Genomic DNA, 25,225 nt, shown 5'->3' with positions numbered 1-25,225 from the left:
TTCATAGCCTGCCTCAACCATGACCGCCTCCATCGCCATCCGTATCGACCGCCAGCTGTACGACCAGGCTCGCAACGATGCCCGTGCCGAGCACCGCACCATCAGTGGTCAGGTCGAATACTGGGCACGGGTGGGTCGTGCTGCTCTCGACAACCCCGACCTGCCCGTCACCTTCATTGCCGAATCCCTGGCCTCGATGGATGAGGCCCGCGAGGACACGACTCCGTTCGTGCCCCGCAGCCAGCGCCCATGAGCGCCTACGCCCTGCGCCAGACCCGGCGCTTTGCCCGCACCTACAAGAAGCTTCACGACAACGTGGCCAGCGATGTCGATGCCGCCGCCCTGGCCGTGGCTGACAATCCACAGCTGGGGGAACGCAGGAAAGGCGACCTGTCCGACCTCTTCGTCTACAAGTTCCGCAGCCAGAACCAGCTCTATCTGCTGGGCTACACCGTCGATGACGGCATACGACTGATCTATCTGGAAGCCGTGGGCCCGCACGAGAATTTCTATCGGGATCTCAAGCGGGGCTGACCTCCATCAGGCAAAGGCTGCTTCCATTCAGGACGCAGCCTCCGCCTCCCCCCGCAACTCCCGCAGCCGGATGAAGGCCAGCGCCGCCATCACGGCGTCGTTCAGCGCATCGTGGGCATCGCGCATCGGCAGATCCAGCGTCTGCAGGATGGTGGCAAAGCGCAGGTCGATATCGGCGTTGTCGTGCTGCTGATAAGGCGGCAATTGACGGAAGCGCCAGTCGTAGTACATCGCCGACACCTCGATCTTCCGCTGCGGCAGCGTCAGGCCGAAGCAGCGCTTCAGCGCCCGGTCGATCATCGCCACGTCGAACTCCAGGTAATAGCCCACCAGCGGCCGGCTGCCGATGAACATCAGCAGTCGTTCCATGGCCTCACACAGCGGCAGCCCATCGGCCACATCCTGGGCTCGCAGGCGATGCACCGCCACACTGTCGGGACTCACCTCGCGCTCCGGGCGCACCAGCAGCTCCAGCCGTTCGCGCGTCATGAGGCGACGCCCCACGATCCGCGTCGCCCCGATGGCGATGATCTCGTCCTGCCGCACGTTCAGGCCGGTGGTCTCGCAGTCCAGTGCCACCCATTCATCGGGCGGCGGCGGCTCGAACAGGAAGGCCCAGCGCGGGTCCTTCAGATGCCGGCGCTGCCAGTCGCGCCGCCACTCAAACAGACGCCGCTGCAACCAGGCCGGCAGCGTCTGCACCACACTGCGACCGCTCATGATGTCGTCTCCCCGAGGCTTCCATCCATGACACCGCTCCCGTCACAATGTGGCGTGCATCACGACACGGCCCCCAGCCGGAAGCGCAGCCGCAGCTGGGCACGAAAGCGTCGCACCGCGGCCAGCGCATCCTTCAGCAGGTCGCGCTCCAGCGGCGTCAGGCCGGCCAGATCCACCTTGCCGCTCACGGGCTGCCCCCGGTCCATCTCGTCCAGACCGGCCTTCAGCCGCAGACCCATGAAGAAATGCAGGCTCTCCGTCAGCTCCTGGGCCGTCTCGGCATCCAGCGCACCGGCTTCGTGCAGCGCCCGGATGCGGGCCTCGGTGCTGGTGGCGTCGATGCGCTCGGCCAGCGCCATGCTGCGCACCCCATGCACCAGCGGGAACATCCCCGCCTTCTTCACGTTCAGATTGGCCTCGCCGCCCCCCAGCATCCGGCGCCACCAGCGCGTGCCGTCTCCGAAGGCGTCCACCACGGCGGCAAAGCGCGACATCATGGCATCATCGTCGGCCAGCATGCCAAACACCTGCCGGCGCAGCGACGCCAGAAGTTCCGCGTCGCCGCACACGGCGTGCGCATCCATGAAGACCGCCAGATTGATCAGGCTGTCGGCCTCCGGCAGCACCAACCATTTCCGCACACGTCGCGCAAAATCCTGCACCGTGCCACGCCAGGTGGCATTGCTCAGCATCACATTGCCCGGACAGGGCGGATAGCCGAAACGCGCCAATGCCTCCGAAAAACGTGCGCAGATCGCGGGCAGGTCGTCCGGGGGCACATAGCCGTCTCGCAACAGCAACGCGTTGTCCTGGTCGGTCTTCAGAAGCTGTTCACCGCGTCCTTCGCTGCCCATCACCAGCAGACAGCTGTTCTGCACCAGCTCCGGCGGGGCAATCAATTGCCAGGCCTGCTCGAAGAGACGGCCGTTCAGATCCTGCACCAGCCGTGCCAGCAGCGCCACCCGCGTACCGCCCCGATACTGCCGGCGAATCATGTCGTTCATCTGCGCTGCAGCTCGTGCCAGCGCATCCAGATCGGTGGCAGCCCGCAAGCGCCGATCGATCAGCATGGAATGATTCGACAGGAAACCAAACAGGTCCAGTGATTCCAGCAACCCCAGAATCTTTCCGTCATCCTGCACCACCACCCGGTGAACGCCATGGCGCTGCATCAGCACCAGCGCCTCACCCACCTGATCATCGGGACGCACCGTGATCAGCTCCCAGCTGGCCAGCTCGCCCACCGGCAGCCTGTCCAGCGGACGGCCATCCAGAATGGCCCGCTGCAACCCGCTGGTGGTGAAGATCCCCCATCGTGGCGGCTGTGCGACATCGTCACGCACCAGCACGTTGCTGGTCTTTTCCGCCTGAAACAGCCGAACCACCGAAACGATGTCCATATCGGCCGGCACGGCATGGGGTGGGCTCAGCAGCGCCTCGTCCACACGGGCCATGTGCAGCGACTGCATCTCCCGTTCGGCGTTGCGACCAGCAACCGCCTGCACCTTCTGTCCGAGTGCCGAGAACAGCAGCGCACTGAAGGTGTCGTTGGACGCAATCAGCGCATTCACCGCCTCGTGGGACAGCTCGTAGGCCAGCACCTCGTCCACCGCCACGAAACGGCTGCCGGCACGCCCGGCCACCAGCGCCCGTCCATCAAAGCTGTCGTCCGGCCCATAGGTGGCCAGCAGCTCGCTTCCATCGAACTGCTGCACATAGCCCTTGATCAGCACGAACAGGTGCTGCGGCACATCACCGGCATCCAGCAGCACTTCACCAGGCCGGAAGTAGGCCACGTTCACCTGGTCACGGACCAGCCGCTGCTCCGAGGCGTCCAGGCAGTCGAAGGGCGAGACCGAGAAATTGAAGGCATTCGGCATGGCACCCCTTCATTGTCAAAAATCAAGGTAAACTGAAAGCATCGAGTCTTTCCCTTTCTGCAGCGCGATGCCTCCTGCCAAGCACACTGCCGCCCTCTCCGGCCGACCGGACCAGCCCAAAGCGGCAGAACTGGCCCACGCGCCCGAGGAACAGGTCTTCATTGCCGAGGCGCGACGCCATTGCCAGCAAAGCGGCAGCCGCCTCACGCCCCTGCGCATCGAGGTCCTGCTGCACCTGCGCCAGCATCCGGGCGGCATCAAGGCCTACGACCTGCTCTCCAACCTGCAGAGCATCAAGCCCGGCATTGCGCCCATGAGCATCTACCGCACCCTGGACTTCCTGGTGGCATCCGGTCTGGTGCACAAGGTGGACGCCACCAGTAGCTTCATCGTCTGCGAGCACGGCCACCATGATCACCACGAGCACGGCGCCCCCGTGATGCTGATCTGCGAGCGGTGCGGACAGGCCAAGGAGATCTGCGACCCCGAGGTGCATGAAACCCTGCAGGCCTCACTGGCACACATCCACGCACTCAATGGCTTCCAGGCCCACGGTCTGGAGATCAAGGGCAACTGTCGCCAGTGTCTGGCCAGCCCTCATTGAACAGCATGCGCGCCCCGGGATGAATCCCGGAAAACCCCCATGCTTCATGCCGCGATGCTTCCAGGCTTCCGCGGCGACACAAAAATCACCCGCCAACGCCCGTTCCGCCTGCCGCCAGGGCAGCAGGCAGGACGGGCGTCCTCATGCCGGGCGGGTCAGGCGTCCTCGTCCTCGACCAGGTTCGCCGACACCTTGGCCAGCAGACGCGAGAGCTGGCGACGGTCGTTGGCCGACAGCGAGGCAAAAGCTTCGGCCAGCGCCTCGGCCTGCCCCGGGAAGACGCGCTTGCTCAGCGTGCGTCCCTTGCGGGTGAGCACCACCAGGTTGGAACGGCGGTCATCCGGGTTGCCGTGCCGCTCCACCAGCCCGTCGCGCACCATGCCATCGACCAGCCCGGTGATGGTGGCGCGCGCCACCCCGGCCTGATCGGCCAGCACGTGCGGCGGCAGGCCGCTCTTGTGGCCTTCCAGCAGGAACAGCAGGATGAAGCGCCCTTCCGACAGCCCCTGGGGAGCCAGCGCCGCCGCGCGACGCCGATCGATCATTGCCGCCAGCGTCAGCGTCTGCGCACAGACGCGCATGCTGTCCTGATCGGCAAGATCCTGACGTTCCGCTTCTTCCAGAAGGGCCTGATATTTGGGGTCAAGATCGATTTCCATGGTCTCTTCTTGCTTCGGTTTGGTCATTGACCATACGGACGGCGTCACGCCTCGTCCGCATCCGGATTATTCTGGATGGCAGCCGCCAAGCCACACGCCATCTGCTTCCATCCTACACCATCAGGACAATGTCCGACCGATGTGGATCATGAGCCGCCGTCATATCCAGTGCGATTCCGTCACCGGACTTTCCAGCACCAGGCCTTTGTATCGATAATGTGAATTCATGTCACTCGCATGTATCAAGACCACCTGGGGTGTGGCAGGCACAGGGGAGCTGGCCCGGACATACCCGACCCAGGACACCTGACCCGGCAAGCATCCGCCTTCCTGGCTGCGGGGGCCCCTGACCCGGACAGGAGGTGCCCAGGGAAGCCCCTACCCGGGAAACTCCGGGCTACGCCCCTTCCGTCAGGCAAGGAACAGGCTCATCATGAACGGCGCCAGCAGCGTCAGCAGAAAGCCGCTGACCATGGCCATCGGGATGACGGACGGTGAACAGACCTGCTTGATGATGGGCAGGGACGAATCCATGGCCGTTGCACCGGCAGCGGCCAGCCCCACCACCGGCCACCAGCGGCCCACCGCGTACAGGATGACGAACGCCAGCAGCTCGCGCAGCAGATCGATGCTCAGGGCCATGGTGCCGTAGGCCTTGCCCAGCGCCTCGGCCACCATCACGCTGGACAGCGAGAACCAGCCGTAGCCGCTGGACAGCGCCAGCCCCGCCTTCAGGGGCACATCGGCCAGCCACGCCACCAGCCCACCGCCCAGCATCGACCCCACGACCACCAGCCCGGGCAGCGCCAGCATGGCAGGCGACACCCATTGGCGGCTCAGACGGATCTGGGCCAGATCAGCCCCGATGATGCCGATCATCAGCAGCAGGAAGGCATTGCTGGACGGCAGAGCCAGTGACTCCAGGCCAAGGTGTTGCTGCGCCAGAAAGAGCAAGGCCCCCAGCGCCACCATGCCCAGCGCGATCAGCGCCTCGCGCAGCGGCGGCCAGGCCAGACTCAGCTGCTGGGCCAGCGACAGGCGCTCGCGCTGCCGACCGGCTCCACCCGTGCTCCCAAGGTCTGCTCCCGAGCCGCCTTCAGCACCAGGTCGTGCCCCGGCCTCGGGGGCAGCTTTCGCTTCCTGCAAGGCCGCTCCCTCGGGAAGCCTGTCGTCGGAAAGCCTCTCAGGTACGGCAGGCTCGCTCACCGCCCCACCCTGCGCGACCTCCCCGCCTGCCCGCGCTTTCGGGACACGTGCGGGATTCAGCACCGACAGGCGCTGGCGCCAACGGGTCAGCCAGCGCCGTGAAGCCAGCACCAGCAGGCCGGGCACCAGGGTGGTGGCCAGTGCGAAGAGCGCCGAAATGCCCAGAATGCGCCCCACCGACCCCGACGAGAACAGCACCTCGCCAAACTCGTGGCCGATGAGAAAGAGCATCAGCCAGATGAGGGGGGCAATCATGCCGATGAGCCGGCTGCAGAGCGCCTGGGGCGCCAGCCGACCGAACACGACCCCTGCGGCCAGGGCCAGCAGGATTGGCCAGAGAGCATTCAGGATATTCATCCTGACATGATAGCGAGCGGCGCAGTACCCGGCAGGGCCATCCCCAAAGAGCCACGGCGACAACACGAAAGATCAGAAGCTGGCTCCCTCGTTCCGCCCTGTTCGGGCCGTCCTCCTTGAACCTCCGTCGATCCGGGTACCGCGTGGAGCCCCGCCCTACCCGAGCTGCCTTCCCCTCCAGGCGGCACGTGCAGCCGCGCCCCCGCTCACTTCAGATACGAGCGCAGCGCCGTCACCACCACCTCCAGGTCCTGCTGCCGCTGCTGGGGCGTGCTGTCCGTCGCCCCCAGGTGCTCGCGGATGTGGTGTTCCAGCACCTGCCCCATCAGCCCGTTGACCGCCCCGCGAATGGCTGCGATCTGCTGCAGGATGGCCGCGCATTCGCTTTCCTGCTCCAGCGCCTTTTCCAGCGCAGCGGCCTGACCGGCGATGCGGCGCACGCGCGTCAGCAGGGCCTTCTTGTCTCGAATGGTGTGGGACATGAATCAGTGCACCGTGAGTAGGGTTATCTATACTGGGGTATAGTATAAAGCGTTCAACGGGAAGACGCATGAAACCGACCGAAACCCCTTCGCCCGCCCCCGCCAACTGCGAGGTCATCCATTCCTTCACCCAGGGCAACCCTGTGGCCGAGCGACGCACCCGCTGGGTGATGTGGCTGACGCTGGTGGTGATGGTGCTGGAAATCGCCGGTGGCTGGATCTTCAACTCCATGGCGCTGATGGCCGACGGCTGGCACATGAGCTCCCACGCCTTCGCCCTGGGGCTGACCGTCTTTGCCTACCGCATGGCCGCCCGCTATGCCCGGGACCGTCGCTTTGCCTTCGGCACCTGGAAAATGGAGATTCTGGGGGGCTACACCAGCGCACTGCTGCTGGTGGGCGTGGCCGTCACCATGCTGGTGGAATCGGTGGAGCGCATGGTCAATCCACTGCCCATCGGCTATGACCAGGCCATCGCCACCGCCGTGCTGGGCTTGGCCGTGAACCTGGTGAGCGCCTGGATGCTGAAAGACGACCATCACCACCACGGTCACTCCCACGGGCACGCGCACGACCATGATCATCATGCGCACCACGCTGCCGATGCCCATGCCCACAGCTCCGACCATCGGCACAGCGACCACGACCACGACCACGACCATGACCACGCCCATGCGACCAGCCATGGACACGATGACCACGCGCATGGCGCCCACGCCGACCTGAACCTGCGCGCCGCCTACATCCACGTGCTGACCGACGCGGCCACCTCCATTCTGGCCATTCTGGCCCTGTTTGGCGGCAAATGGTGGGGGGCCAGCTGGCTGGACCCACTGATGGGCATCGTCGGCGCCGTGCTGGTGGGCGTCTGGGCCAAGGGGCTGCTGCGCGACTGCGCCCTCGTGCTGCTGGATGCCGAGATGGACAACCCGCTGACCGAGCGCATCGCCCGCACGCTGACCGGGGCCGCCATGCCGGTGAAGGTGCAGGACCTGCACCTGTGGCGGGTCGCCAATGACAAGTACGCCTGCATCGTGGCCCTGCAGGTGGCGTCCCCCACAGTGACGACGCCTCCTCCCGTGGCGGATGTCCCTGCCAAAGACTGCTGCCCGCAGGATGCCACCGGATCCACAACGGAAGGCGGGCAGCATCACGGCACCGACGCCGGCTGGCAGCCCCGCCCTGCCCCCGACTACTTCCGCCGACTGCTGAGCGCGCATCCCGAGCTGGTGCACATCACGGTGGAAGTGGACGTGGTGGCCACCGGCGGACAGCCTGCAGTGACTCACTGAACGAACGGCGCCCGACATGGGCCATGCACGAGCCGCCAAGCACGCCGCTGTAAAGCGCGCGACTCGTGCCCGCCTTCGTCCCCCTTACATCAGCCCCGTGCTGCGCAACACCGTGATGCCGATCGCCGCCGAGAACATGGCGCCAAACGTGGTGATGCCCACGATGTTGGCAGCCGCCACGTCATTGCCGCCCATGGCCTTGGCCATCACATAGCTGGCCGCTGCCACCGGCATCGCACACATCAGGAACAGCACCCCCATGGGGATGCCTCGCAGCCCGAAGGCCAGCCCCACCGCCACGGCCGTCAACGGGGCCACCACCAGTCGGCCGATACTGGCCTGCAACGAGATGCCGGAAGTATCCAGTACCGAGCGGACATCGAAGGTGGCACCGGCGCAGATCAGCGCCATGGGCAGCGCAATGTTGGCCATGTAGCGCGCCGTCTGCATGACGGGCCTGGGCAGATCGATATTCAGCCGCTGCAGCAGCAGTGCCGACACGATGGCCACGATCAGCGGGTTGGTGACGATGTTGCGACCGATATGCAGCCAGCGGCGGCGACCTGCCCGCGCGCCGGAACGACTGAGCGTGATCACTGACAGCACGTTGTAGAGCAGCGTGACCACGCCCACATAGACCGCCCCCGACGGCAGCCCGGCATTGCCGTAGGCGTTCTGCACGAAGGCCAGCCCCATGATCGCCATGTTGCTGCGGAATACCCCCTGCACGAACACGCCCTTGTCGCGCACCTCCGGCACGAAGCGCCATGCGTACAGCTCCGCCCCCAGGTACAGCAGCAGCGTCGTGCTGACCCCCGCGGCCAGCATGACGGCTTCCTGGCCGTAACGGATCTCGCTGCTCATCAGCTCATGAAACAGCAGACATGGCAGCCCGTAGTTGAAGACCAGCCGGGAGGCTTTCGCCGCAAAAGCCGCATCCACCTGCCCCGTGCGGCGCATCACCACGCCAAACCCCAGCAACAGCACGCTGGGCAGGGTCACGCCCACGGCGAACAGGATGGCATCAAACAGCGCTTTCATCGGGGAAACGCGCGCCTCAGCGGCGTTGCGCCTTCAGCAGATCCGCCACCAGGAAGGCCAGTTCCAGGCTCTGCGAGCCATTGAGCCGCGGATCGCAGGCGCTGGTGTAGCGCTCCTGCAGGCTCTCGTCCGTCAGGTTCTGTCCGCCACCCCGGCACTCGGTCACGTCCTGGCCGGTCAGCTCCACGTGCAGGCCGCCGGCAATCGTGCCTTCGGCCTCGTGCACCGCGAAGAACTCGCGCACCTCCTGCACCACGTTGCCGAAGTCGCGCGTCTTCAGCCCGTTGGAGCTGGTCACGGTATTGCCGTGCATCGGGTCGCAGCTCCAGATCACCGGACGACCGCTGGCCTTCACCGCCCGCACCAGCGCCGGCAGGTGCTTCGGCAGCTTGCCGGCCCCCATGCGCGTGATCAGCACCAGCCGACCCGGCTCCTGATTCGGATCCAGCGCCTGCATCAGCCCCAGCACTTCATCGGGCGTGGCCGTGGGCCCCACCTTCACGCCAATGGGGTTGTGAATGCCGCGCAGGTACTCGATGTGCGCCCCATCCAGCTGGCGCGTGCGCTCGCCCAGCCACAGCATGTGGGCCGAGGCCCCGAACCAGCGGCCCTGATGCGGCCCCTCGCCCGGTCGCGTCAGCGCCTCTTCATACGGCAGCAGCAGCGCTTCGTGCGAGGTGTAGAAATTCACCCGGTTCAGCGACGACCCGGCGCCATCGAGCACGCCACAGGCCCGCATGAAGGCCAGCGCCTCGCCGATCCGGTCGGCCAGCTCCTGATAGCGCTGCCCCTGTGGGCTCTCCCGCACGAAATCCGCCGTCCAGGCATGCAGCTGGTGCAGGTCGGCAAAACCGCCGCCCGCCAACGCCCGCAGCAGGTTCAGCGTGGCTGCGCTGGCCGAATAGGCGCGCAGCAGCCGCTCCGGCTGCGGCACCCGGTCCGCCTCGGTGAACGCCCCGCCATTGATGATGTCGCCACGATAGCTGGGCAGCGTCACCCCGTCCCGCGTCTCGGTATCGGCCGAACGCGGCTTGGCATACTGCCCCGCAATACGCCCCACCTTCACCACTGCCTGCGCCGCCGCATACGTCAGCACCACCGACATCTGCAGCAGCACCCGGAAGGTCTCGCGCGCCGCATCGCCATCCAGCATGTCGAAGCTCTCGGCACAGTCGCCCCCCTGCAGCAGGAAAGCCCGCCCCGCCGCCACCTCGGCCAGCTGCCCCCGCAGCACCTGCACCTCACCCGCAAAGATCAGCGGCGGAAAGGCACGCAGCTGCCCGCACACCGCGTCCAGGCGCCCCTGGTCCGGATAGGTCGGCATCTGCCGGGCCGGATGCGTGCGCCAGCTCTCGGGCGACCAGGAGGAAACGCCGCCAGCAGCAGCAGACACGGAAGCAGAATCCTTGGGAGCAGTCGTCATGATAGAAGGCAGCAATCGGATACGAGTCAGGGAAGCAGCTATTGTAGGAGAGCGGGCCGCTGCCGGTCGCGATGGCACGGCTGATCGTTCTTCATTCTCCGCAGAATATGCGGACATTGGAACAAGATTCGCCGCAGGCGCAAGGCTGGGCTGCGATGAGCTCGACCGCCTGGCCCGGGAAACTAGCGATTGGTTGCCAACCAGCGCTCCTTGGTCAGGACGTAAAGGCAGTGTCGTTCAAGCTCATGACCGCTTTCCAGCTTGGGGTGATTGAAGTCCTCGCCGGTATTTCTCATGCCGACTTTGATCATGACCCGCCGTGATGGCATATTGACCTGTGCCGTAAAGGCGTACACAGCGTCCAGCGCCAGCTCTTCAAAGGCAAACTGCAAGACCCGCCTTGCTGCTTCAGGCGCATAGCCCTTTCCCCAGTCAGCAGCCAGAATGCGCCAGGCGATCTCCGTCAGCGGTGCATGGGGAATTCCACTGTCACCAGCCAGGGGGTTCAAACCGGATATCCCGATAAACTCGCCGCTGGCCTTTGACTCCACCGCCCACACCCCCCAGCCCCTTTCTGCTATCAGCGAACGAAACTTATCAGCCTGTTCATGGCTCTGCTGCTCGGACAAAGTACTGGGGAAGTAGCGCATCACCATCGGGTCTGCGCTCAGCCGGGCATACGCAGAGTAATCCTCATCCCTCCACTGCCGCAGGCGTAATCGTTCCGTTTCCAACATCGCCATGCACCCATAAATTATTCAGGGCGGGAGATCCCCTCATGTCATATGAACAAGGTTAGATCGTCTGCCGCGCCTCTCGCCAACCCCAAAACGAAAAAGGGCCGGCATGAAGCCGGCCCTTTGGCATGGGGGTGGTGGAGACGAGGAGGATCGAACTCCCGACCTCGGCATTGCGAACGCCGCGCTCTCCCAGCTGAGCTACGTCCCCACGATCATGTGGATGATACCACCGCTTCGGTCGATCCCAAACCGGCGGGCCCGCTCGCAGCAGGACGAACGGCCGAGGCGCTGCGGCAAACGCAACACCCCGGCTGCAACACCCGTCTTCGCCATGAGGCCCCATGACGCAAACAGGGCCACCCGGTTTCCCGGATGGCCCTGCAGGGGGTCACGGAAGGATCATGGACGCAGCCACGCCCCTTCCCCGCTCATGCCCTGGATAGCCTCATGCCAGCAGCGAGCGCAGCATCCAGGCGTTCTTCTCGTGCAGCTGCATGCGGGTGGTCAGCAGGTCGGCGGTGGGTTCGTCGCCAGCCTCGTCGGCTGCCGGGAAGATCTCGCGGCAGGTACGCACCACGGCTTCCTGGCCTTCCACCAGATCCTTGATCATCTCGTTGGCGGACTTGGTGTTGTCGCCGTCCTTGATGCTGGAGAGCTTGGCGAACTCGGTGTACGAACCCGGAGCCAGGTGGCCCAGAGCGCGGATGCGCTCGGCGATCTCGTCCACGGCAGCGGCCAGTTCGGTGTACTGGGTCTCGAACATGGTGTGCAGCGAGTTGAACTGCGGGCCGGTGACGTTCCAGTGGTAGTTGTGGGTCTTCAGGTACAGGCTGTAGGAGTCTGCCAGCAGTTTGGACAGGCCCTTGGCCACGGTTTCGCGTTGCTTGTCGGTCATGCCGATGTTGATGCCCATGTTTGAACTCCTGTCGAGAATTGGGAGGGTTGCCATGCAGTGCTTCCAGTCCCGGCGCCCTTGGCCTTCCGGCGGGCCCGGGCTGCCCTGCACGATGGAAGGCAGTATAGGAGTGTCCTATCGATACGGCAAATTTATTTATTTCATTGTATCGATAGCCAGACATGGAGCGGCAAGAAAAAAGGCGCACCTGATCGGCAGAACAGGTGCGCCCTAACGGTGGCAGCCGAGGCTGCCTCTCCTCCTCCTCAACAGGGGGATCAGTGCCTGACACCAATCAACGTCCCCTTTGGTGAAGAGGATATTACTCCGTTCACTGGTGAATTTCTGGCGTCAGGACCTAGGGCAAACCCTAAGAGACCCGTCGGGACTAACCCTGAAAGGCCCCGGATGGGGCCGAAAGATGGGGCCCGAAAGCATAGCCCGCCCCTTTCGGCCCGGCGCATCCACCTTGCATCAGGTCCGTCCCACGCGGTTCAGCATCACCAGGGCCAGCGCCAGGAACAGGATGGACGGGATGCTGACGGCCAGCCAGGGCGGCCAAGTGTTGATGAGGCCCAGGTTGGAGAAGAGGCCGTTCATGATGTAGAAGCCCACGCCCAGCGAGATGCCGAAGAAGAGCTTCAGGCCGATGCCGCCGGCACGAACCTGCAGGTAGCCGAAGGGCAGCGCCAGCATCAGCATGACGATGATGGCCAGCGGGTAGACCACTTTCTTCCACAGGGCCAGTTCGTAGCGGTTGGCATTCTGGGCGTTTTCCTTCAGGTGCGAGGTGTAGCGCCACAGGGCCAGGGCCGACATGCGGTCTGGGGCGATGGCCAGCACCGACAGCAGCGCCGGGTTCAGGTCCGAGACCCAGACGGTCTCGGGCCGGCGCTCCACGGCGGCATGCAGGGCATCGTAACCCGTCTGGGTGCGGGAGACGTTGAAGCGGGTGGTCTCCACGCCTTCCAGTCGCCAGCTGCTGGCCTGACCGTTGTGCGCCGGCTGATAGCGGCCATGCTCGGCGTGAATGACGGCCGTCAGCCGGAAGTCGGTGTCGAATTCGTGGATGGCCACCTTGCTCAGGCCGCCGTCGGCTTCCAGGGTACCGATGTTGACGAAGCGGGTCTGAAGGCGCTGGCCATCGGGGCCACGCACGCTGTCCTTCAGCCACAGGCCGGAGCGGAAGGCGCCCACGCCCGAGCCCTTGCCCAGCACGTCCATGCGCAGCTGCTGGGCACGCTGTTCGGCCATCGGGGCGATCCACTCACCGGCCACGGCGGTCAGCACGGCCAGCAGCACGCCCAGCACCAGCACGCCGCGCAGCGCCAGCTGGCGACTCATGCCGGCCGCACGCATGGCGGTGAATTCGGAGTTCTGGGCAAACTGGGCCAGCGCGTAGATGCAGCCAATCAGCGCGGCCACGGGCATCAGCTCGTAGATGTGGCTGGGCAGGCCCAGCAGCACGTACAGCACGGCCTGCGGCAGCCGGTAGCCGCCCTGGCCGATGTCGTCCAGTTCGTTGATGAGGTCGAAGAAGGCAAAGAGCCCCAGAAAGCCCAGCAGCACGGCCATGATGCCGCCGGCAATCTCGCGGGTGAGGTAGCGGGCCATCAGCTTCATGCCGTCTTGCCTCCCCGCAGGCGGGCCACCAGCTTGCTGAAGCTGAAGCGCGGCAGCGTGAGCCGCTTGCGGAACATGTAGAGCGCCAGGCCCAGCACCAGGGCGTGAGTCAGCCACACGCCCACCCCGAAGCTCAGTTTCTCCTGGGTGATCCAGGACCGGACGACGCTGTTGAGGTTGGAATAGGTGAAGTAGATGAGCACGCCGATGACAAGGTTGACGGAGCTGCCCAGCCGCGGGTTGACGAACGAGAGCGGGATGGCCAGCAGCGCGATGACGAAGACGGAGATGGGCAGACCGACCCGGTAGGCCAGTTCACCCCGGGCGGCGGGCGACGAGAGCTGCATCAGGTCCGGCGTGGCCATGCCGCGCACGCTCTCGATCTGGGTATTGACGGGCTTGGGATCGAGCCGCACGCCGTAGCGCAGGAACTCCATCAGCGAGTATTCAGGCGTGCCCCAGGTGCCGTCGTAGCGACGGCCGTCCTCCAGCACCAGGAAGCGATCGCCGTTCTCCTCGATCTTCACGTGGCCACCACGCGAGGCCACCACCACCATGCGCGGGCCGTTGTGCTGCACCACGAAGACATTGGAGACGGTGCTCTTGTCAGGGCTCATCGATTCCACGAAGAACACCCGATTGGACGAGGTGGATTCACGGAACTGCCCCGGCGCCACCATGGACACGTCCTCGCGCTGATTGAAGCGCTCGCGCAGCTCGGCAATCTGCTGGTTGGCCCAAGGCGACAGCACGAAGGTGACGGCTGCCACCACCGCCGCATAGGGCAGCACGAACATCATCACCGGGCGGATCCAGGCCGTCAGGCTCTGACCGCTGGCAAACCAGATGACCATCTCCGAGTCGCGCCAGGCGCGTGCCAGCACCATCAGCACCGACAGGAAGACCGTCAGCACCAGCAGCACCGGAATGAAGCCGATGGCGTTGAAGGCGATCAGCGGCAGGATGTCGGAACTGGCGATCCGGTCGCTGGTGGCACGGTTGAGAAACCGGATCAGCGACGTGGTGACCAGAATGGTGAACAGCGTGGCAAACATGACGCCGGCAACGCTGTTCAGGTCGCGGCGCAACGACTGGCGGAAGATCATCGTGCTAGTTTACCCGGGTTGCCCGCATCTTCCGGGGCGTCGAGGGCACACGCTCACCGCCTGTGGTGCGTGTGCAGACATCCCGGCATCGCCCCTCCCCGCCCAGCCTGCGGGAACATGCCGTCGGCCGTCTGGCCGGCCGTCGCTGCAGGGGGCATGGAGCCCCGTCCTATAATGGGCGTTTGCCGCTCCGGCCCGCTTCACCCGATCGAGATTCCTGATGACGCTGCAGTTCTCCCTCAAGACCACCGCTGCCGAGAAACTCCGCACCCAGTGCCTGGTGCTGCCCGTGCAGGCCGGCAGGCTCACGCCCACTGGTGCGGCCATCGACGCCCGCCTGGACAACGCGCTCTCGGCCATCCTGAAGGCCGGCGACCTGGGCAAGAAGCCCGGTTCCACGCAACTGGTGCCCCCCAGCGTCAAGGGTCTGCCGCGCATCCTGCTGGTCTCGATGGGCCATGAAGACACCATCAAGGCCCCCCGTTTTGCCGAGGCCGTGCGCAGCGCCTTCCGTGCCGTGCTGGCTTCGCCCGCCACCGACGCCTTCTGCTGCCTGCACGAGGCCCACGTCGAACTGCGCGAGCTGCCCTGGCGCGTCGGCCAGATCGTGCTGGCCGCCCGTGAGGTGCGCTACCGCTTCGACGATTACAAGAGCAAGCCCGAAGCCGCCCCGGCCCTGAAGGACGTGGTGCTGGGCGTGGAAAGCGCCGCCGACCAGAAGGCCCTGGCGCCCCGCGTGGCGCGCATGTCCGACCTGGCCGACGGCATCGACACCGCCCGTGATCTGGGCAACCAGCCGCCCAACGTCTGCCACCCGTCCTTCCTGGCCAGCCAGGCCCAGAAGCTGGGCCGCCAGCTCAAGCTCAAGGTCGAGGTGCTGGATCAGAAACAGATGGCTTCGCTGGGCATGGGTGCCCTGCTGGCCGTGGCGCAGGGCTCGGCCCAGCCGCCCAAGCTCATCGTCATGCACTACCGTGGCGCCGGCGCACGCCAGGCCCCGGTCGTCCTGGTGGGCAAGGGCATCACCTTCGACACGGGCGGCATCTCGCTCAAGCCCGCTGCCGACATGGACGAGATGAAGTACGACATGTCCGGCGCAGGCTCGGTGTTCGGCACCCTGCAGGCCGTGGCGCAGATGAAGCTCAAGATCAACCTGACGGTGATCATCGCGGCTGCCGAGAACATGCCTTCGGGTTCGGCCGCCCGCCCGGGCGACATCGTCACCACGATGTCGGGCCAGACGGTCGAGATCCTCAACACCGACGCCGAGGGCCGGCTGGTGCTGTGCGACGCCCTCACCTACGCCGAGCGCTTCAAGCCGGTGGCGGTCATCGACGTGGCCACGCTCACCGGTGCCTGCGTCATCGCCCTGGGCCATCAGCGGGCCGGCCTCTTCTCGAATGACGACGCCCTGTCAGCGCAGATCCAGGCCGCTGGCGACGATTCCGGCGACACCTGCTGGCCCATGCCGATGGACGACGCCTACAACGAGCAGCTGCGCTCGCCCTTTGCCGACATGGGCAACATCGGTGGCCGCCCGGCCGGCGCCATCACGGCTGCCTGCTACCTGTCGCGCTTTGCCAAGGCCTATTCGTGGGCGCACCTGGACGTGGCGGGCGTGGCCTGGCGCTCTGGAGCCAACAAGGGCTCCACGGGTCGTCCGGTGGCACTGCTCACCCACTTCCTGATGGATCGCGCAGGCTGAACGGCCTTCCCACGGCACGAATTCCCGCAGCCCCATGACCCAGGTGGATTTCCACTTCAACGTTCCCGACACCGGCCGCTACGGCTGCCGGCTGGTGCGCAAGGCCTGGCAGGCCGGGCACAAGGTGGTCGTCTATTGTGAAGACACCCGCCGCCTGGCCAGCTTCGACCGTCTGCTGTGGGAATTCGCGCCGCTGTCCTTCATTCCGCACGTCTCGGTCCGGCATCCGCTGGCAGAGCGCACCCCGGTGCTGCTCACGGCGTCCGACGCCGACGTGCCCGCCAGCCACCGTCAGGTGCTGGTCAATCTGGGCGAGCGCATGCCGCCCGCCTTCGCCGACTACGCCCGGGTGGTGGAACTGGTAGGCACCGATGCGCAGAGCCGTCAGGCGGCCCGCGCCCGCTTCCGTTCCTACCGCGAACAAGGCTACACCCCGCTCACCCACGATGTGGAGGAACGAGATGGCAACCGATGACAAGCACCCCGACACGGGCACTCACACTGCAGGCGGCGCCCATCCGGCGACAGGCCAGGCCACCGGCTGGCCACGCTCGCAGTTCCCCGACGACTCCGACGACGACTACCTGGAGGACGAGGCCGGCCCGCTGGACGAGGACGCCGCCATCGCCACCCTGCCGCCGCTCACCGACGAGGACCGGGCGCTGATCAACAAGCTGGTGCATTCCATGCGCCTGCTGGATGTGGGCATCTCCTCGGCAGCGGCCCACGAGGCCGCACCAGCCACCGCGCCCGTCCCCTTCCCCGAGCTGCCCACCACCGGCAGCCCGGACGCCGCCCCGTTCGCGCCGCGCACCACGACCATCGTGCCGCCTGCGGTGCGTCCATCCACCCCCACGCCGGAAGACGAAGACGCCATCCCGATGCTGACGGATGTCGTCAACGTGCAGCGCTATCACCCCGATCAGCTGCCGCGCAACTTCGAGGACGTGGACTGGAGCAACCTGGCCGGTCAGGTGCGCGAGAACGTGCTGGAGCGGCTGCTGCGTCGTGGCGACATCCTGCTGGATGGCCAGATGAATCACGCGCTGGCCCCGGTCATCTCCCGCGCCGTCGAGACCATGACGCGCGACGTGCACGACACCCTCAACCGCCTGATCCGCGACATCGTGGCTCGCGCGGTCAACGAGGAAATCACCCGGCTGCACGCCGAGATGGCCCGCCAGAACCACGACGACTGAATCCGGCGGGGCTGCTCAGGCCCCGTCGACGCCGGACCGAGGCCCCCACAGGGCCCTTTTGAACGTGCCTGATCGTGACGCGGGGGCACTGTGAGCGACACCGTGGGCATGAAACGCCCGACACGCTCTAGAATTCCCCTCATCCGATCACTTCCATCCAGACACGTTCATGACCAACGCTGCTGCCCCTGCGGATTCCGCCCAGGACCAACTGCCCAAGAGTTTCGAGCCGGCGCCCATCGAGGCGCGCTGGTATCCCCTGTGGGAATCGCGCGGCTACTTCGCCAACCGGCCGGCCCCGGGCACCGACGCCGCCGGCACGGCATCCGCCCAGCCGGCCAGCGACACCGCCTACTGCATCCAGCTGCCGCCGCCCAACGTCACCGGCACGCTGCACATGGGCCATGCGTTCCAGCAGACGCTGATGGACACCCTCATCCGCTATCACCGGATGCTGGGCAAGGACACCAACTGGGTGGTGGGCAGCGACCACGCCGGCATCGCCACGCAGATCGTCGTCGAGCGCCAGCTGGCCGCCGAGGGCAAATCGCGCTACGACCTGCCGCGTGAGCAGTTCATCGAGCGCGTCTGGGCCTGGAAGAACGAATCGGGCGGCGCCATCAGCAAGCAGATGCGCCGGCTGGGCGACTCGGCCAACTGGGAATACGCCGACAGCCTGGGCACGCATTCCGGCTACTTCACCATGGACCCGAAACTGTCCACGGCCGTGGCCGAAGTCTTCGTGCGCCTGTATGAAGCCGGCCTCATCTACCGCGGCAAGCGGCTGGTGAACTGGGATCCGGTGCTGCGCACGGCCGTCTCCGACCTGGAAGTGGACATGACCGAGCGTGATGGCCACCTCTGGCACATCCGCTACCCCTTCGCCGACGGCCCCCAGAAGGCTGCTGACGGCACCGAACTGCCGGGCCTGACGGTGGCCACCACCCGCCCCGAGACCCTGCTGGGCGACGTGGCCGTGGCCGTACATCCCGATGACGAGCGCTACCGCCACCTGCACGGCAAGATGCTGACCCTGCCGCTCACCGGTCGTCAGATCCCCATCATTGCCGACACCTACGTCGATCCCGAATTCGGCAGCGGCTGCGTGAAGATCACCGGCGCCCACGACTTCAACGACTACGAAGTGGCCATGCGCCACAACCTGCCGCTGATCGTCGTGCTCGACCTGCAGGCCAACATGGCGGGCGACGCCGTGCCCGAAGCCTACCGGGGCCTGAACCGCTACGAGGCCCGCGATCGCATGGTCGCCGACCTGGACGCCGCCGGCCTGCTGGTGAACACCGTCAAGCACCGCAACATGGTGCCCGTCTGCGGCCGTTCCGGCGAAGTGGTCGAGCCCATGCTGACCGACCAGTGGTTCGTGGACCAGACCCGCGAGACGCAGCCCGACGGCCGCCCCGGTGGCATGGCCGCCATCACCCGCCCGGCGCTGGAAGCCGTCACCTCCGGCCGCATCCGCTTCTTCCCCGAGCACTGGGCATCCACCTACGACCACTGGCTCTCCAACATCCATGACTGGTGCATCTCGCGCCAGCTGTGGTGGGGACACCGGATCCCCGCCTGGTACAGCGAGGATGGGCAGCTCTTCGTGGCCCGCAACGAGGAAGAGGCCCGCCAGAAGGCTGACGCCGCCGGCTGCACCGGCCCGCTCACCCAGGACCCCGACGTGCTCGACACGTGGTTCTCGTCGGCCCTGGTGCCCTTCACCTCGCTGGGCTGGCCCGCCGACGACGCCCAGACCCGCGCCGACCTGGCCCGCTACCTGCCCTCCGACGTGCTGGTCACCGGCAACGACATCATCTTCTTCTGGGTGGCCCGGATGGTGATGATGACCCAGTACTTCACCGGCAAGGTGCCCTTCAAGGACATCTACATCAACGCCATCGTGCGCGATTCCGAAGGCCAGAAGATGTCCAAGTCCAAGGGCAACACCCTGGACCCGCTCGACCTCATCGACGGCATCGAGCTCGACGCCCTGCTGGCCAAGTCCGTGCGCGGCCTCATGCGCGCCGACCACAAGGCCCGCATCGAGAAGTACGTCAAGAAGCACTTCCCCGACGGCATCCCCGCCTTCGGTACCGACGCCCTGCGCTTCACCTTCGCGTCGCTGGCCAACTTCTCGCGCACCCTCAACTTCGACATCAGCCGCTGCGAGGGCTACCGCAACTTCTGCAACAAGCTCTGGAACGCCACCCGCTTCGTGCTGATGAACGTCGAAGGCCATGACAACGGCTTCGCCCGGCCCTGCAAGAAGGACTGCGGTCCCGGCCAGTTCATGGACTTCAGCCCGGTCGACCGCTGGATCGTTTCCGAACTGCAGCGCACCGAGGCCGAAGTGGCCAAGGCCCTGGCCGAGTACCGCTTCGACTTGGCCGCCAACGCCATCTACGGCTTCGTCTGGAACAGCTACTGCGACTGGTACCTGGAACTGGCCAAGGTCGAACTGAACCACGAGGACCCCGCCCAGCGCCGTGGCGCCCGCCACACCCTGCTGCGCGTGCTGGAAGCCGTCCTGCGGCTGGCCCACCCCCTCATCCCGTTCATCACCGAGGAACTGTGGCAGAAGGTGGCCCCGCTCACCCACAGCTACGGCGACGGCGGCGTGCAGACCCTGGAAGGCGAAGCCCTGCAACAGGCCCTGGCTGAGCGCCGCCACTCCATCATGCTGCAGCCCTACCCGCAGGCCAACGACACCAGGATCGACGAGAACGCCGACGCCTGGATGACCGAGCTGCGCGCCCTGATCGACGCCTGCCGGGCCCTGCGCGGCGAGATGAACCTGGGCCCGCAGCAGCGCGTGCCCCTGCTCATCGCCAGCGACGACGCCCGCATCGACCAGATGCTGCCCTACCTGCCCGGCCTGGCACGCCTGTCCAGCGCCGAGCGCGTGGCCAGCCTGCCCGAGAACACCCTGGCCCCCGTCCAGGTCGTCGGCAACCACCGCCTCATGCTGAAGGTGGAAATCGACGTGGCCGCCGAAAAGGCCCGACTGGACAAGGAGATCGCCCGCCTGCATGCCGAAATCGGCAAGGCCAACGGCAAGCTCTCCAGCCCCAACTTCGTCGAACGCGCCCCCGCCGCCGTGGTCGAGCAGGAGCGCCAGCGCCTGGCGCAGTTCGGCGCCATGCTGGAGAAGGTGCAGGGACAGCGGGCCAAGCTGGGGTAAGCCCTAGTAAGCCGTAGTAAGCCGGAATTAGCCGTAGTAAGCCGGAATAAGCCGAAAAGCATCAGGGCCCTTCTCGGGCCCTGATGCAGGCAAACGCTGCACCCATGCTCTCTCGGGCCTTGGGGCAAGCTGCCGCGCGTTCACTCTTGGCTCTGATGCCAGCCAGACACCGCACATGTTCACGCTCGGGTCCTGATGCTGGCAGGACACCGCACATGTTCTCTCTGGGACCAGCAGGCCACAGCCACAATCGCACCGTGCACCACGCCCTCTTCCCCCTGATGACCCGCATCACCCGGCTGGAATTCAGGGCGGAAAGCGGTCCTGGCTCACGGATGCAGTGGAACCACCGGGGCAGCGGCCACGTACAGGTGACGGTAAACGGCCCCGATGTCTTCTTTCAGGAAGCATTCACGCTGGACAACGGCCTGCCCTGCCAGGACCGGAAATGCTGGCATTTCGGGGAAGAAGGCATCATCTTCCGTCATTTTCGGCAGCAGCGCTTCCAGGACATCCTGTTGCTGGTGCCTGATGCCGGCGGGTTTGCGCCTTGTGCCACAGAGCCTGATGGCACTGAACTTCACGTCACGCAGCCAAGCAGTATCCAGCCAAGCGGCGTCCAACCAGGCGCCACCCAGCAAGGAAGCCCCCACAAGGGCCCCCTCCCTCCAGACGCCATCCCACCAGGCGGCATCCACCTGGTCGCCCAGACGCCCTATTCCTGCCCGCCAGACCGCTACGACGGCAGCCTGTCACTGCACGGCAGTACGCTCGAACTGCGGCTGCGCATCACCGGCGCACGCAAGGATGAAGACATCCGGTACCGCTATCAGGCTGATCCGGGCTGAATGACCAGAGACTGCGACAGGGAACTCATTCGTACCCCATGCCCAGCGCCTGCGCCTGCTCGGCCAAGGCGTCCAGCGCCTGTTGACGCTCTGCGTCAATCTGGCTCTTGTAGGCCATCACATCCGCATAGCGGACACGCCGATGGGTGCCTGTCCTGTGGAACGGGATCTCGCCTCGCTCCAACAACTGCACCAGGAAAGGGCGGGACACATTGAGCACATCCGCTGCTTCCTGGGTCGTCAGCTCGGCGTGGATCGGAATCACGCTTACGGCGTTGCCCTTGCCGATCTCGGTCAGCACATCGACCAGCAACCGCAAGGCAGAGACGGGCAGATGCACCGGGTGCGAAACGCCTGCGTCATCGAACAGTTCGATCTGCTGCGAATCTGCACGGGTCTGAAGACAGGCCGAAAGCAATCGCCCGCTTTCGCGGGCGATGGCGACCTCCTCAGCGGAGGGCAAGGTGTGAGAGCGGAGAGCTGCCTTCATGATCTTTGATCTTCCCCTTCATCGTCCGGCCATTCTATTCGAAACAAACGAAAAACGAAATAACCGAAACGACGAAAGGCAAGATCTCGTCAATGCTCCCTTACCGCCGCCGCAGATAGAAAACCGTCACGTCCCCGTCATCCACCTGGGCCAGCAGCGCATTGCCCGTCTGGCGGGCAAAGGCGCTGAAGTCCTGTTTCGAGCCGGGGTCGGTGGCCTCCACGCGCAGCACCTGGCCACTCTGAAGCGTGGCCAGAGCCTTCTTGGCCCGCAGGATGGGCAGCGGGCAGGAAAGCCCTCGGGCGTCCACGTGGGCGTCCACGTGGTCCGGGATGGCGCTCACTTCCGGTTGGCCAGCTGCTGCACCAGGCGTTCGTGGGTCATGCCCAGCACGCCTTCCAGCGCTGCCACGTCGTTGCCGCCAGCCATGGCGAAGTCGGGCTTGCCACCGCCCTTGCCGCCCACCTGGGCAGCCACGCGGCCCAGCATCTCGCCGGCCTTGACCGTGTTCACCAGGTCGGGCGTCACGCCAGCCACCAGCTGGATCTTGTCGTTGCCTTCCACCGAAGCCAGCACCACCACCAGCGACTTCAGCTGATCCTTCAGCTGGTCGACCGTGGCGCGCAGCGCCTTGGCATCCATGCCATCCACACGGGTCACCAGCAGGTGGGCGCCACACGGCAGCACCGTGGCCTGGGCGGCCAGGTTCTGACCCTGGCTGCTGGCAGCACTGGCCTTCACGCGATCCAGCTCGCGGCCCAGATCCTTCACCTGGGTCTGCAGCTGGGCCACACGAGCCGGCACTTCGGCCACCGGGGCCCTCACGGCCGCGGCCACCTCGGCCAGCGTGGCCAGCTGCTGCTGGATCCAGGCCAGGGCACCTTCGCCGGTCAGGCCGTCCACACGGCGGATGCCGGCAGCCACGCCCCCTTCGGAGGCAATCTTGAAGACACCGATCTCGCCGCTGCGGGCCACATGGGTACCGCCGCACAGCTCACGGGTATCGGCCACGTCCACCACGCGCACCACGTCACCGTACTTCTCGCCGAACAGCGCCATGGCACCGGCGGCGATGGCCTCGTCATACGACATCTGGCGGATGACGGTGGCCGTGTTGCTGCGAATCTCGGCGTTGACGATGGCCTCGACCGCCTGGATCTCTTCCGGCGTCATCGGCTTGTTGTGGCTGAAATCGAAACGGGTATGGTCCGGATCGACCAGCGAACCCTTCTGCGCCACATGATCACCCAGCACCTGGCGCAGTGCCTTGTGCAGCAGGTGGGTGGCCGAGTGGTTGCGGGTGGTCTTCTGGCGCAGGGCCGTGTTGACCTGTGCCTGCACGGTGTCGCCCACCTTCAGGCTTCCCTCTTCCACGCGACCATGGTGGCCCCAGACGGCGGCCTGGATCTTCTGCGTGTCGGACACGGCAAAACGCAGGCCCTGCCCCTGCAGATGACCCTGGTCGCCCACCTGACCGCCCGATTCGGCGTAGAACGGGCTCACGTCCAGCACCACCACGCCCTCGTCACCGGCCTTGAGTTCCTGCGCCGGCTTGCCGTCGTGGTACAGCGCCAGCACGCGGGCCTGGGCCGACAGCTCGTCATAGCCCACGAAGCGGGTGGTTTCACCGTCGTATTCCAGCAGCGAAGCGCCCTTGAAGCGTCCGGCGGCACGCGCCTGTTCGCGCTGGTGCGCCATGGCCGTCTCGAAGCCGGCCTCATCCACCGTCACGCCGCGCTCGCGGCAGACATCGGCCGTCAGGTCCAGCGGGAAGCCATAGGTGTCGTGCAGGCGGAAGGCCGTCTCGCCGTCCAGCACCTTCTTGCCCTTCAGTCCGGCCAGCGCCCCTTCCAGCAGGCTCATGCCGTTGGCAATGGTCTCGAAGAAGCGGGACTCCTCGCCCTTGAGCACTTCCTCGATGCGGGCCTGATCGCGTTTCAGCTCGGGATAGGCCTCACCCATTTCCTTCACCAGCGCCGGTACCAGACTGTAGAGGAACGGCTGGCGGGCACCCATCTTGTAGCCGTGACGCACGGCGCGGCGGATGATCCGGCGCAGCACGTAGCCGCGGCCCTCGTTGCCCGGCACCACGCCGTCAACGATGGTGAAGCAGCAGGCACGGATGTGGTCGGCGATGACCTTCAGCGACGGGCTGCCCGTCTCAGGTGTGCCGCCTGCGTCCTGCACCACCTTGGCCGCAGCGGCCAGCAGGTTCACGAACAGGTCGATCTCGTAGTTGGAATGCACGTGCTGCAGCACGGCCGCCACCCGCTCCAGACCCATGCCGGTATCCACGCTGGGGCGCGGCAGCGGATGCAGTTCGCCGGATTCGTCCCGGTTGTACTGCATGAAGACGATGTTCCAGATCTCGATGAAGCGGTCGCCATCTTCCTCGGGGCTTCCCGGAGGGCCGCCGGCGACCTCGGGACCGTGGTCATAGAAGATCTCGGTGCACGGGCCGCAGGGACCAGTATCGCCCATCATCCAGAAGTTGTCCGACGCATAGCGCGCGCCCTTGTTGTCGCCGATGCGCACGATGCGATCGGCCGGCACGCCCACCTGCTTGGCCCAGATGTCATAGGCCTCGTCGTCCTCGGCATAGACCGTCACCAGCAGCTTCTCGGGCGGCAGCTTGAAGACCGTGGTCAACAGCTCCCAGGCAAACTTGATGGCGTCCTGCTTGAAGTAGTCGCCAAACGAGAAGTTGCCCATCATCTCGAAGAAGGTGTGATGGCGGGCGGTGTAGCCGACGTTTTCCAGATCGTTGTGCTTGCCGCCGGCGCGGATGCACTTCTGGGCCGTGGTGGCGCGGCTGTAGGGACGCTTGTCGAAGCCCAGGAAGACATCCTTGAACTGGTTCATGCCCGCGTTGGCGAACAGGAGCGTGGGATCGTCATGCGGCACCACCGGGCTGGACGCGACGATGGTATGGCCCTTGGACTCGAAGAACTTCAGGTACTGCTGGCGTATTTCGGCGGACTTCATCATGGGTATCCGGTGGAGGAACCCTTCATTCTAACGAAGGGGCCCCCTACTCTGCCAATCGGGACTTCCCTGTGGGCAACACCTGGTAGCGCCTGGATGCGCTCATCATTCGGCGGTACAACGTATCAGCCCCGGAAGGTCCCAGCCCCAGCCTCGGCGCCGGCCCCGACCCCAGCGCGAGAGCCCCCCGCTGCCCGCCCGAACAGTGTCCGGGGCAACCGCCCAAACAGAGCCTGGAGCAGCCGCCGT

Annotated in this window: 23 protein-coding genes and 1 tRNA gene; 9 read left to right on the top strand and 15 right to left on the bottom strand. The window is 65.9% G+C overall.

Annotated elements, in window-relative coordinates:
- Window positions 1–19: 19 nt before the first annotated feature.
- Window positions 20–253, top strand: a complete 234-nt coding sequence (locus EL249_RS06280) for a ParD-like family protein (RefSeq protein WP_005673642.1) — start codon at window positions 20–22, stop codon at window positions 251–253.
- Entirely contained in the window at window positions 250–534 is a 285-nt protein-coding gene (locus tag EL249_RS06275; RefSeq protein ID WP_005673643.1) for a type II toxin-antitoxin system RelE/ParE family toxin, read from the top strand. The genes EL249_RS06280 and EL249_RS06275 overlap by 4 nt, the downstream gene beginning before the upstream one ends.
- A gap of 27 nt (window positions 535–561) precedes the next feature.
- Here EL249_RS06275 and EL249_RS06270 read toward each other — a convergent pair whose 3' ends face one another.
- The gene (locus tag EL249_RS06270; RefSeq protein ID WP_005673644.1) at window positions 562–1,254 is read right to left on the bottom strand and encodes a 3'-5' exonuclease; all 693 of its coding nucleotides are present in this window, start codon (window positions 1,252–1,254) and stop codon (window positions 562–564) included.
- A gap of 59 nt (window positions 1,255–1,313) precedes the next feature.
- Window positions 1,314–3,134: a DUF294 nucleotidyltransferase-like domain-containing protein gene (locus EL249_RS06265; RefSeq protein ID WP_005673645.1), complete on the bottom strand. Its 1,821-nt coding sequence runs from the start codon at window positions 3,132–3,134 to the stop codon at window positions 1,314–1,316.
- A gap of 67 nt (window positions 3,135–3,201) precedes the next feature.
- Between EL249_RS06265 and EL249_RS06260 the strand changes: the two genes are divergently transcribed.
- Window positions 3,202–3,738 (top strand): transcriptional repressor, encoded by a 537-nt coding sequence (locus EL249_RS06260; protein WP_005673646.1) that lies wholly within the window; start codon window positions 3,202–3,204, stop codon window positions 3,736–3,738.
- A gap of 155 nt (window positions 3,739–3,893) precedes the next feature.
- On the opposite strand, the gene EL249_RS06255 is transcribed toward EL249_RS06260, so the two are convergent.
- From EL249_RS06255 to EL249_RS06245, 3 genes are all read right to left on the bottom strand, one after another.
- Window positions 3,894–4,397: a MarR family winged helix-turn-helix transcriptional regulator gene (locus EL249_RS06255; protein WP_005673647.1), complete on the bottom strand. Its 504-nt coding sequence runs from the start codon at window positions 4,395–4,397 to the stop codon at window positions 3,894–3,896.
- 411 nt (window positions 4,398–4,808) lie between these two features.
- Window positions 4,809–5,960, bottom strand: coding sequence for a LysO family transporter (locus EL249_RS06250; RefSeq protein WP_005673649.1), 1,152 nt, complete (start codon window positions 5,958–5,960; stop codon window positions 4,809–4,811).
- 206 nt (window positions 5,961–6,166) lie between these two features.
- Complete coding sequence (locus EL249_RS06245) at window positions 6,167–6,442, bottom strand: metal/formaldehyde-sensitive transcriptional repressor (RefSeq protein ID WP_005673650.1); 276 nt, start codon at window positions 6,440–6,442, stop codon at window positions 6,167–6,169.
- A 68-nt stretch (window positions 6,443–6,510) separates the two neighbouring features.
- On the opposite strand from EL249_RS06245, the gene EL249_RS06240 reads away from it, so the two are divergent.
- Entirely contained in the window at window positions 6,511–7,734 is a 1,224-nt protein-coding gene (locus EL249_RS06240; RefSeq protein WP_005673651.1) for a cation diffusion facilitator family transporter, read from the top strand.
- A gap of 84 nt (window positions 7,735–7,818) precedes the next feature.
- Here EL249_RS06240 and EL249_RS06235 read toward each other — a convergent pair whose 3' ends face one another.
- The 7 genes from EL249_RS06235 to lptF form a co-directional block, all read right to left on the bottom strand.
- Window positions 7,819–8,775: an AEC family transporter gene (locus tag EL249_RS06235; protein WP_005673653.1), complete on the bottom strand. Its 957-nt coding sequence runs from the start codon at window positions 8,773–8,775 to the stop codon at window positions 7,819–7,821.
- Between the two features lie 16 nt (window positions 8,776–8,791).
- On the bottom strand, window positions 8,792–10,168 hold the full coding sequence (locus EL249_RS06230) for a class II 3-deoxy-7-phosphoheptulonate synthase (protein WP_005673654.1): 1,377 nt from the start codon (window positions 10,166–10,168) through the stop codon (window positions 8,792–8,794).
- 212 nt (window positions 10,169–10,380) lie between these two features.
- The gene (locus EL249_RS06225; protein WP_005673655.1) at window positions 10,381–10,941 is read right to left on the bottom strand and encodes a GNAT family N-acetyltransferase; all 561 of its coding nucleotides are present in this window, start codon (window positions 10,939–10,941) and stop codon (window positions 10,381–10,383) included.
- Window positions 10,942–11,070: 129 nt separating this feature from the next.
- A tRNA-Ala gene (locus EL249_RS06220) sits at window positions 11,071–11,146 on the bottom strand.
- 237 nt (window positions 11,147–11,383) lie between these two features.
- Window positions 11,384–11,851: a Dps family protein gene (locus tag EL249_RS06215; RefSeq protein WP_005673656.1), complete on the bottom strand. Its 468-nt coding sequence runs from the start codon at window positions 11,849–11,851 to the stop codon at window positions 11,384–11,386.
- A 456-nt stretch (window positions 11,852–12,307) separates the two neighbouring features.
- Complete coding sequence (lptG, locus tag EL249_RS06210) at window positions 12,308–13,456, bottom strand: LPS export ABC transporter permease LptG (protein ID WP_005673657.1); 1,149 nt, start codon at window positions 13,454–13,456, stop codon at window positions 12,308–12,310.
- Window positions 13,453–14,562, bottom strand: coding sequence for an LPS export ABC transporter permease LptF (gene lptF / locus EL249_RS06205; protein WP_005673658.1), 1,110 nt, complete (start codon window positions 14,560–14,562; stop codon window positions 13,453–13,455). The genes lptG and lptF overlap by 4 nt, the downstream gene beginning before the upstream one ends.
- 220 nt (window positions 14,563–14,782) lie before the next feature.
- On the opposite strand from lptF, the gene EL249_RS06200 reads away from it, so the two are divergent.
- The 5 genes from EL249_RS06200 to EL249_RS06180 all read left to right on the top strand — a co-directional run bounded on the left by EL249_RS06200 (window position 14,783) and on the right by EL249_RS06180 (window position 21,501).
- Window positions 14,783–16,267, top strand: coding sequence for a leucyl aminopeptidase (locus tag EL249_RS06200; protein WP_005673659.1), 1,485 nt, complete (start codon window positions 14,783–14,785; stop codon window positions 16,265–16,267).
- Between the two features lie 34 nt (window positions 16,268–16,301).
- Window positions 16,302–16,742 carry a DNA polymerase III subunit chi gene (locus EL249_RS06195; protein ID WP_005673660.1) on the top strand — a complete coding sequence of 147 codons (441 nt, stop codon included), beginning with the start codon at window positions 16,302–16,304 and terminating at the stop codon, window positions 16,740–16,742.
- Window positions 16,729–17,466, top strand: a complete 738-nt coding sequence (locus tag EL249_RS06190) for a DUF2486 family protein (RefSeq protein ID WP_005673661.1) — start codon at window positions 16,729–16,731, stop codon at window positions 17,464–17,466. The genes EL249_RS06195 and EL249_RS06190 overlap by 14 nt, the downstream gene beginning before the upstream one ends.
- Window positions 17,467–17,635: 169 nt before the next feature.
- The gene (locus tag EL249_RS06185) at window positions 17,636–20,653 is read left to right on the top strand and encodes a valine--tRNA ligase (RefSeq protein ID WP_005673662.1); all 3,018 of its coding nucleotides are present in this window, start codon (window positions 17,636–17,638) and stop codon (window positions 20,651–20,653) included.
- Between the two features lie 215 nt (window positions 20,654–20,868).
- Window positions 20,869–21,501 (top strand): hypothetical protein, encoded by a 633-nt coding sequence (locus tag EL249_RS06180; RefSeq protein ID WP_005673663.1) that lies wholly within the window; start codon window positions 20,869–20,871, stop codon window positions 21,499–21,501.
- A gap of 25 nt (window positions 21,502–21,526) precedes the next feature.
- Here EL249_RS06180 and EL249_RS06175 read toward each other — a convergent pair whose 3' ends face one another.
- The 3 genes from EL249_RS06175 to alaS form a co-directional block, all read right to left on the bottom strand.
- On the bottom strand, window positions 21,527–21,991 hold the full coding sequence (locus tag EL249_RS06175) for a helix-turn-helix domain-containing protein (RefSeq protein ID WP_005673664.1): 465 nt from the start codon (window positions 21,989–21,991) through the stop codon (window positions 21,527–21,529).
- A 100-nt stretch (window positions 21,992–22,091) separates the two neighbouring features.
- A complete protein-coding gene (locus EL249_RS06170; protein WP_005673665.1) occupies window positions 22,092–22,334 on the bottom strand; it encodes a sulfurtransferase TusA family protein in 243 nt (80 codons plus the stop codon).
- The gene (gene alaS, locus EL249_RS06165; RefSeq protein ID WP_040531369.1) at window positions 22,331–24,976 is read right to left on the bottom strand and encodes an alanine--tRNA ligase; all 2,646 of its coding nucleotides are present in this window, start codon (window positions 24,974–24,976) and stop codon (window positions 22,331–22,333) included. Before alaS ends, EL249_RS06170 begins: the two co-directional genes overlap by 4 nt.
- Window positions 24,977–25,225 lie beyond the last annotated feature (249 nt).

Source organism: Lautropia mirabilis (genome assembly GCF_900637555.1).
Taxonomy (GTDB): domain Bacteria; phylum Pseudomonadota; class Gammaproteobacteria; order Burkholderiales; family Burkholderiaceae_E; genus Lautropia; species Lautropia mirabilis.
The sequence above is the reverse complement of the archived record's forward strand: the minus strand, read 5'-3'. Positions and strand labels throughout refer to the sequence as shown.

Bases quoted from the DNA above. Each gene is read 5' to 3' on its own strand.
- EL249_RS06280 (WP_005673642.1), top strand. From the start codon at position 20: ATGACCGCCTCCATCGCCATCCGTATCGACCGCCAGCTGTACGACCAG.
- EL249_RS06275 (WP_005673643.1), top strand. From the start codon at position 250: ATGAGCGCCTACGCCCTGCGCCAGACCCGGCGCTTTGCCCGCACCTAC.
- EL249_RS06270 (WP_005673644.1), bottom strand. From the start codon at position 1,254: ATGAGCGGTCGCAGTGTGGTGCAGACGCTGCCGGCCTGGTTGCAGCGG.
- EL249_RS06265 (WP_005673645.1), bottom strand. From the start codon at position 3,134: ATGCCGAATGCCTTCAATTTCTCGGTCTCGCCCTTCGACTGCCTGGAC.
- EL249_RS06260 (WP_005673646.1), top strand. From the start codon at position 3,202: ATGCCTCCTGCCAAGCACACTGCCGCCCTCTCCGGCCGACCGGACCAG.
- EL249_RS06255 (WP_005673647.1), bottom strand. From the start codon at position 4,397: ATGGAAATCGATCTTGACCCCAAATATCAGGCCCTTCTGGAAGAAGCG.
- EL249_RS06250 (WP_005673649.1), bottom strand. From the start codon at position 5,960: ATGAATATCCTGAATGCTCTCTGGCCAATCCTGCTGGCCCTGGCCGCA.
- EL249_RS06245 (WP_005673650.1), bottom strand. From the start codon at position 6,442: ATGTCCCACACCATTCGAGACAAGAAGGCCCTGCTGACGCGCGTGCGC.
- EL249_RS06240 (WP_005673651.1), top strand. From the start codon at position 6,511: ATGAAACCGACCGAAACCCCTTCGCCCGCCCCCGCCAACTGCGAGGTC.
- EL249_RS06235 (WP_005673653.1), bottom strand. From the start codon at position 8,775: ATGAAAGCGCTGTTTGATGCCATCCTGTTCGCCGTGGGCGTGACCCTG.
- EL249_RS06225 (WP_005673655.1), bottom strand. From the start codon at position 10,941: ATGGCGATGTTGGAAACGGAACGATTACGCCTGCGGCAGTGGAGGGAT.
- EL249_RS06215 (WP_005673656.1), bottom strand. From the start codon at position 11,851: ATGGGCATCAACATCGGCATGACCGACAAGCAACGCGAAACCGTGGCC.
- lptG (WP_005673657.1), bottom strand. From the start codon at position 13,456: ATGAAGCTGATGGCCCGCTACCTCACCCGCGAGATTGCCGGCGGCATC.
- lptF (WP_005673658.1), bottom strand. From the start codon at position 14,562: ATGATCTTCCGCCAGTCGTTGCGCCGCGACCTGAACAGCGTTGCCGGC.
- EL249_RS06200 (WP_005673659.1), top strand. From the start codon at position 14,783: ATGACGCTGCAGTTCTCCCTCAAGACCACCGCTGCCGAGAAACTCCGC.
- EL249_RS06195 (WP_005673660.1), top strand. From the start codon at position 16,302: ATGACCCAGGTGGATTTCCACTTCAACGTTCCCGACACCGGCCGCTAC.
- EL249_RS06190 (WP_005673661.1), top strand. From the start codon at position 16,729: ATGGCAACCGATGACAAGCACCCCGACACGGGCACTCACACTGCAGGC.
- EL249_RS06185 (WP_005673662.1), top strand. From the start codon at position 17,636: ATGACCAACGCTGCTGCCCCTGCGGATTCCGCCCAGGACCAACTGCCC.
- EL249_RS06180 (WP_005673663.1), top strand. From the start codon at position 20,869: ATGTTCTCTCTGGGACCAGCAGGCCACAGCCACAATCGCACCGTGCAC.
- EL249_RS06175 (WP_005673664.1), bottom strand. From the start codon at position 21,991: ATGAAGGCAGCTCTCCGCTCTCACACCTTGCCCTCCGCTGAGGAGGTC.
- alaS (WP_040531369.1), bottom strand. From the start codon at position 24,976: ATGAAGTCCGCCGAAATACGCCAGCAGTACCTGAAGTTCTTCGAGTCC.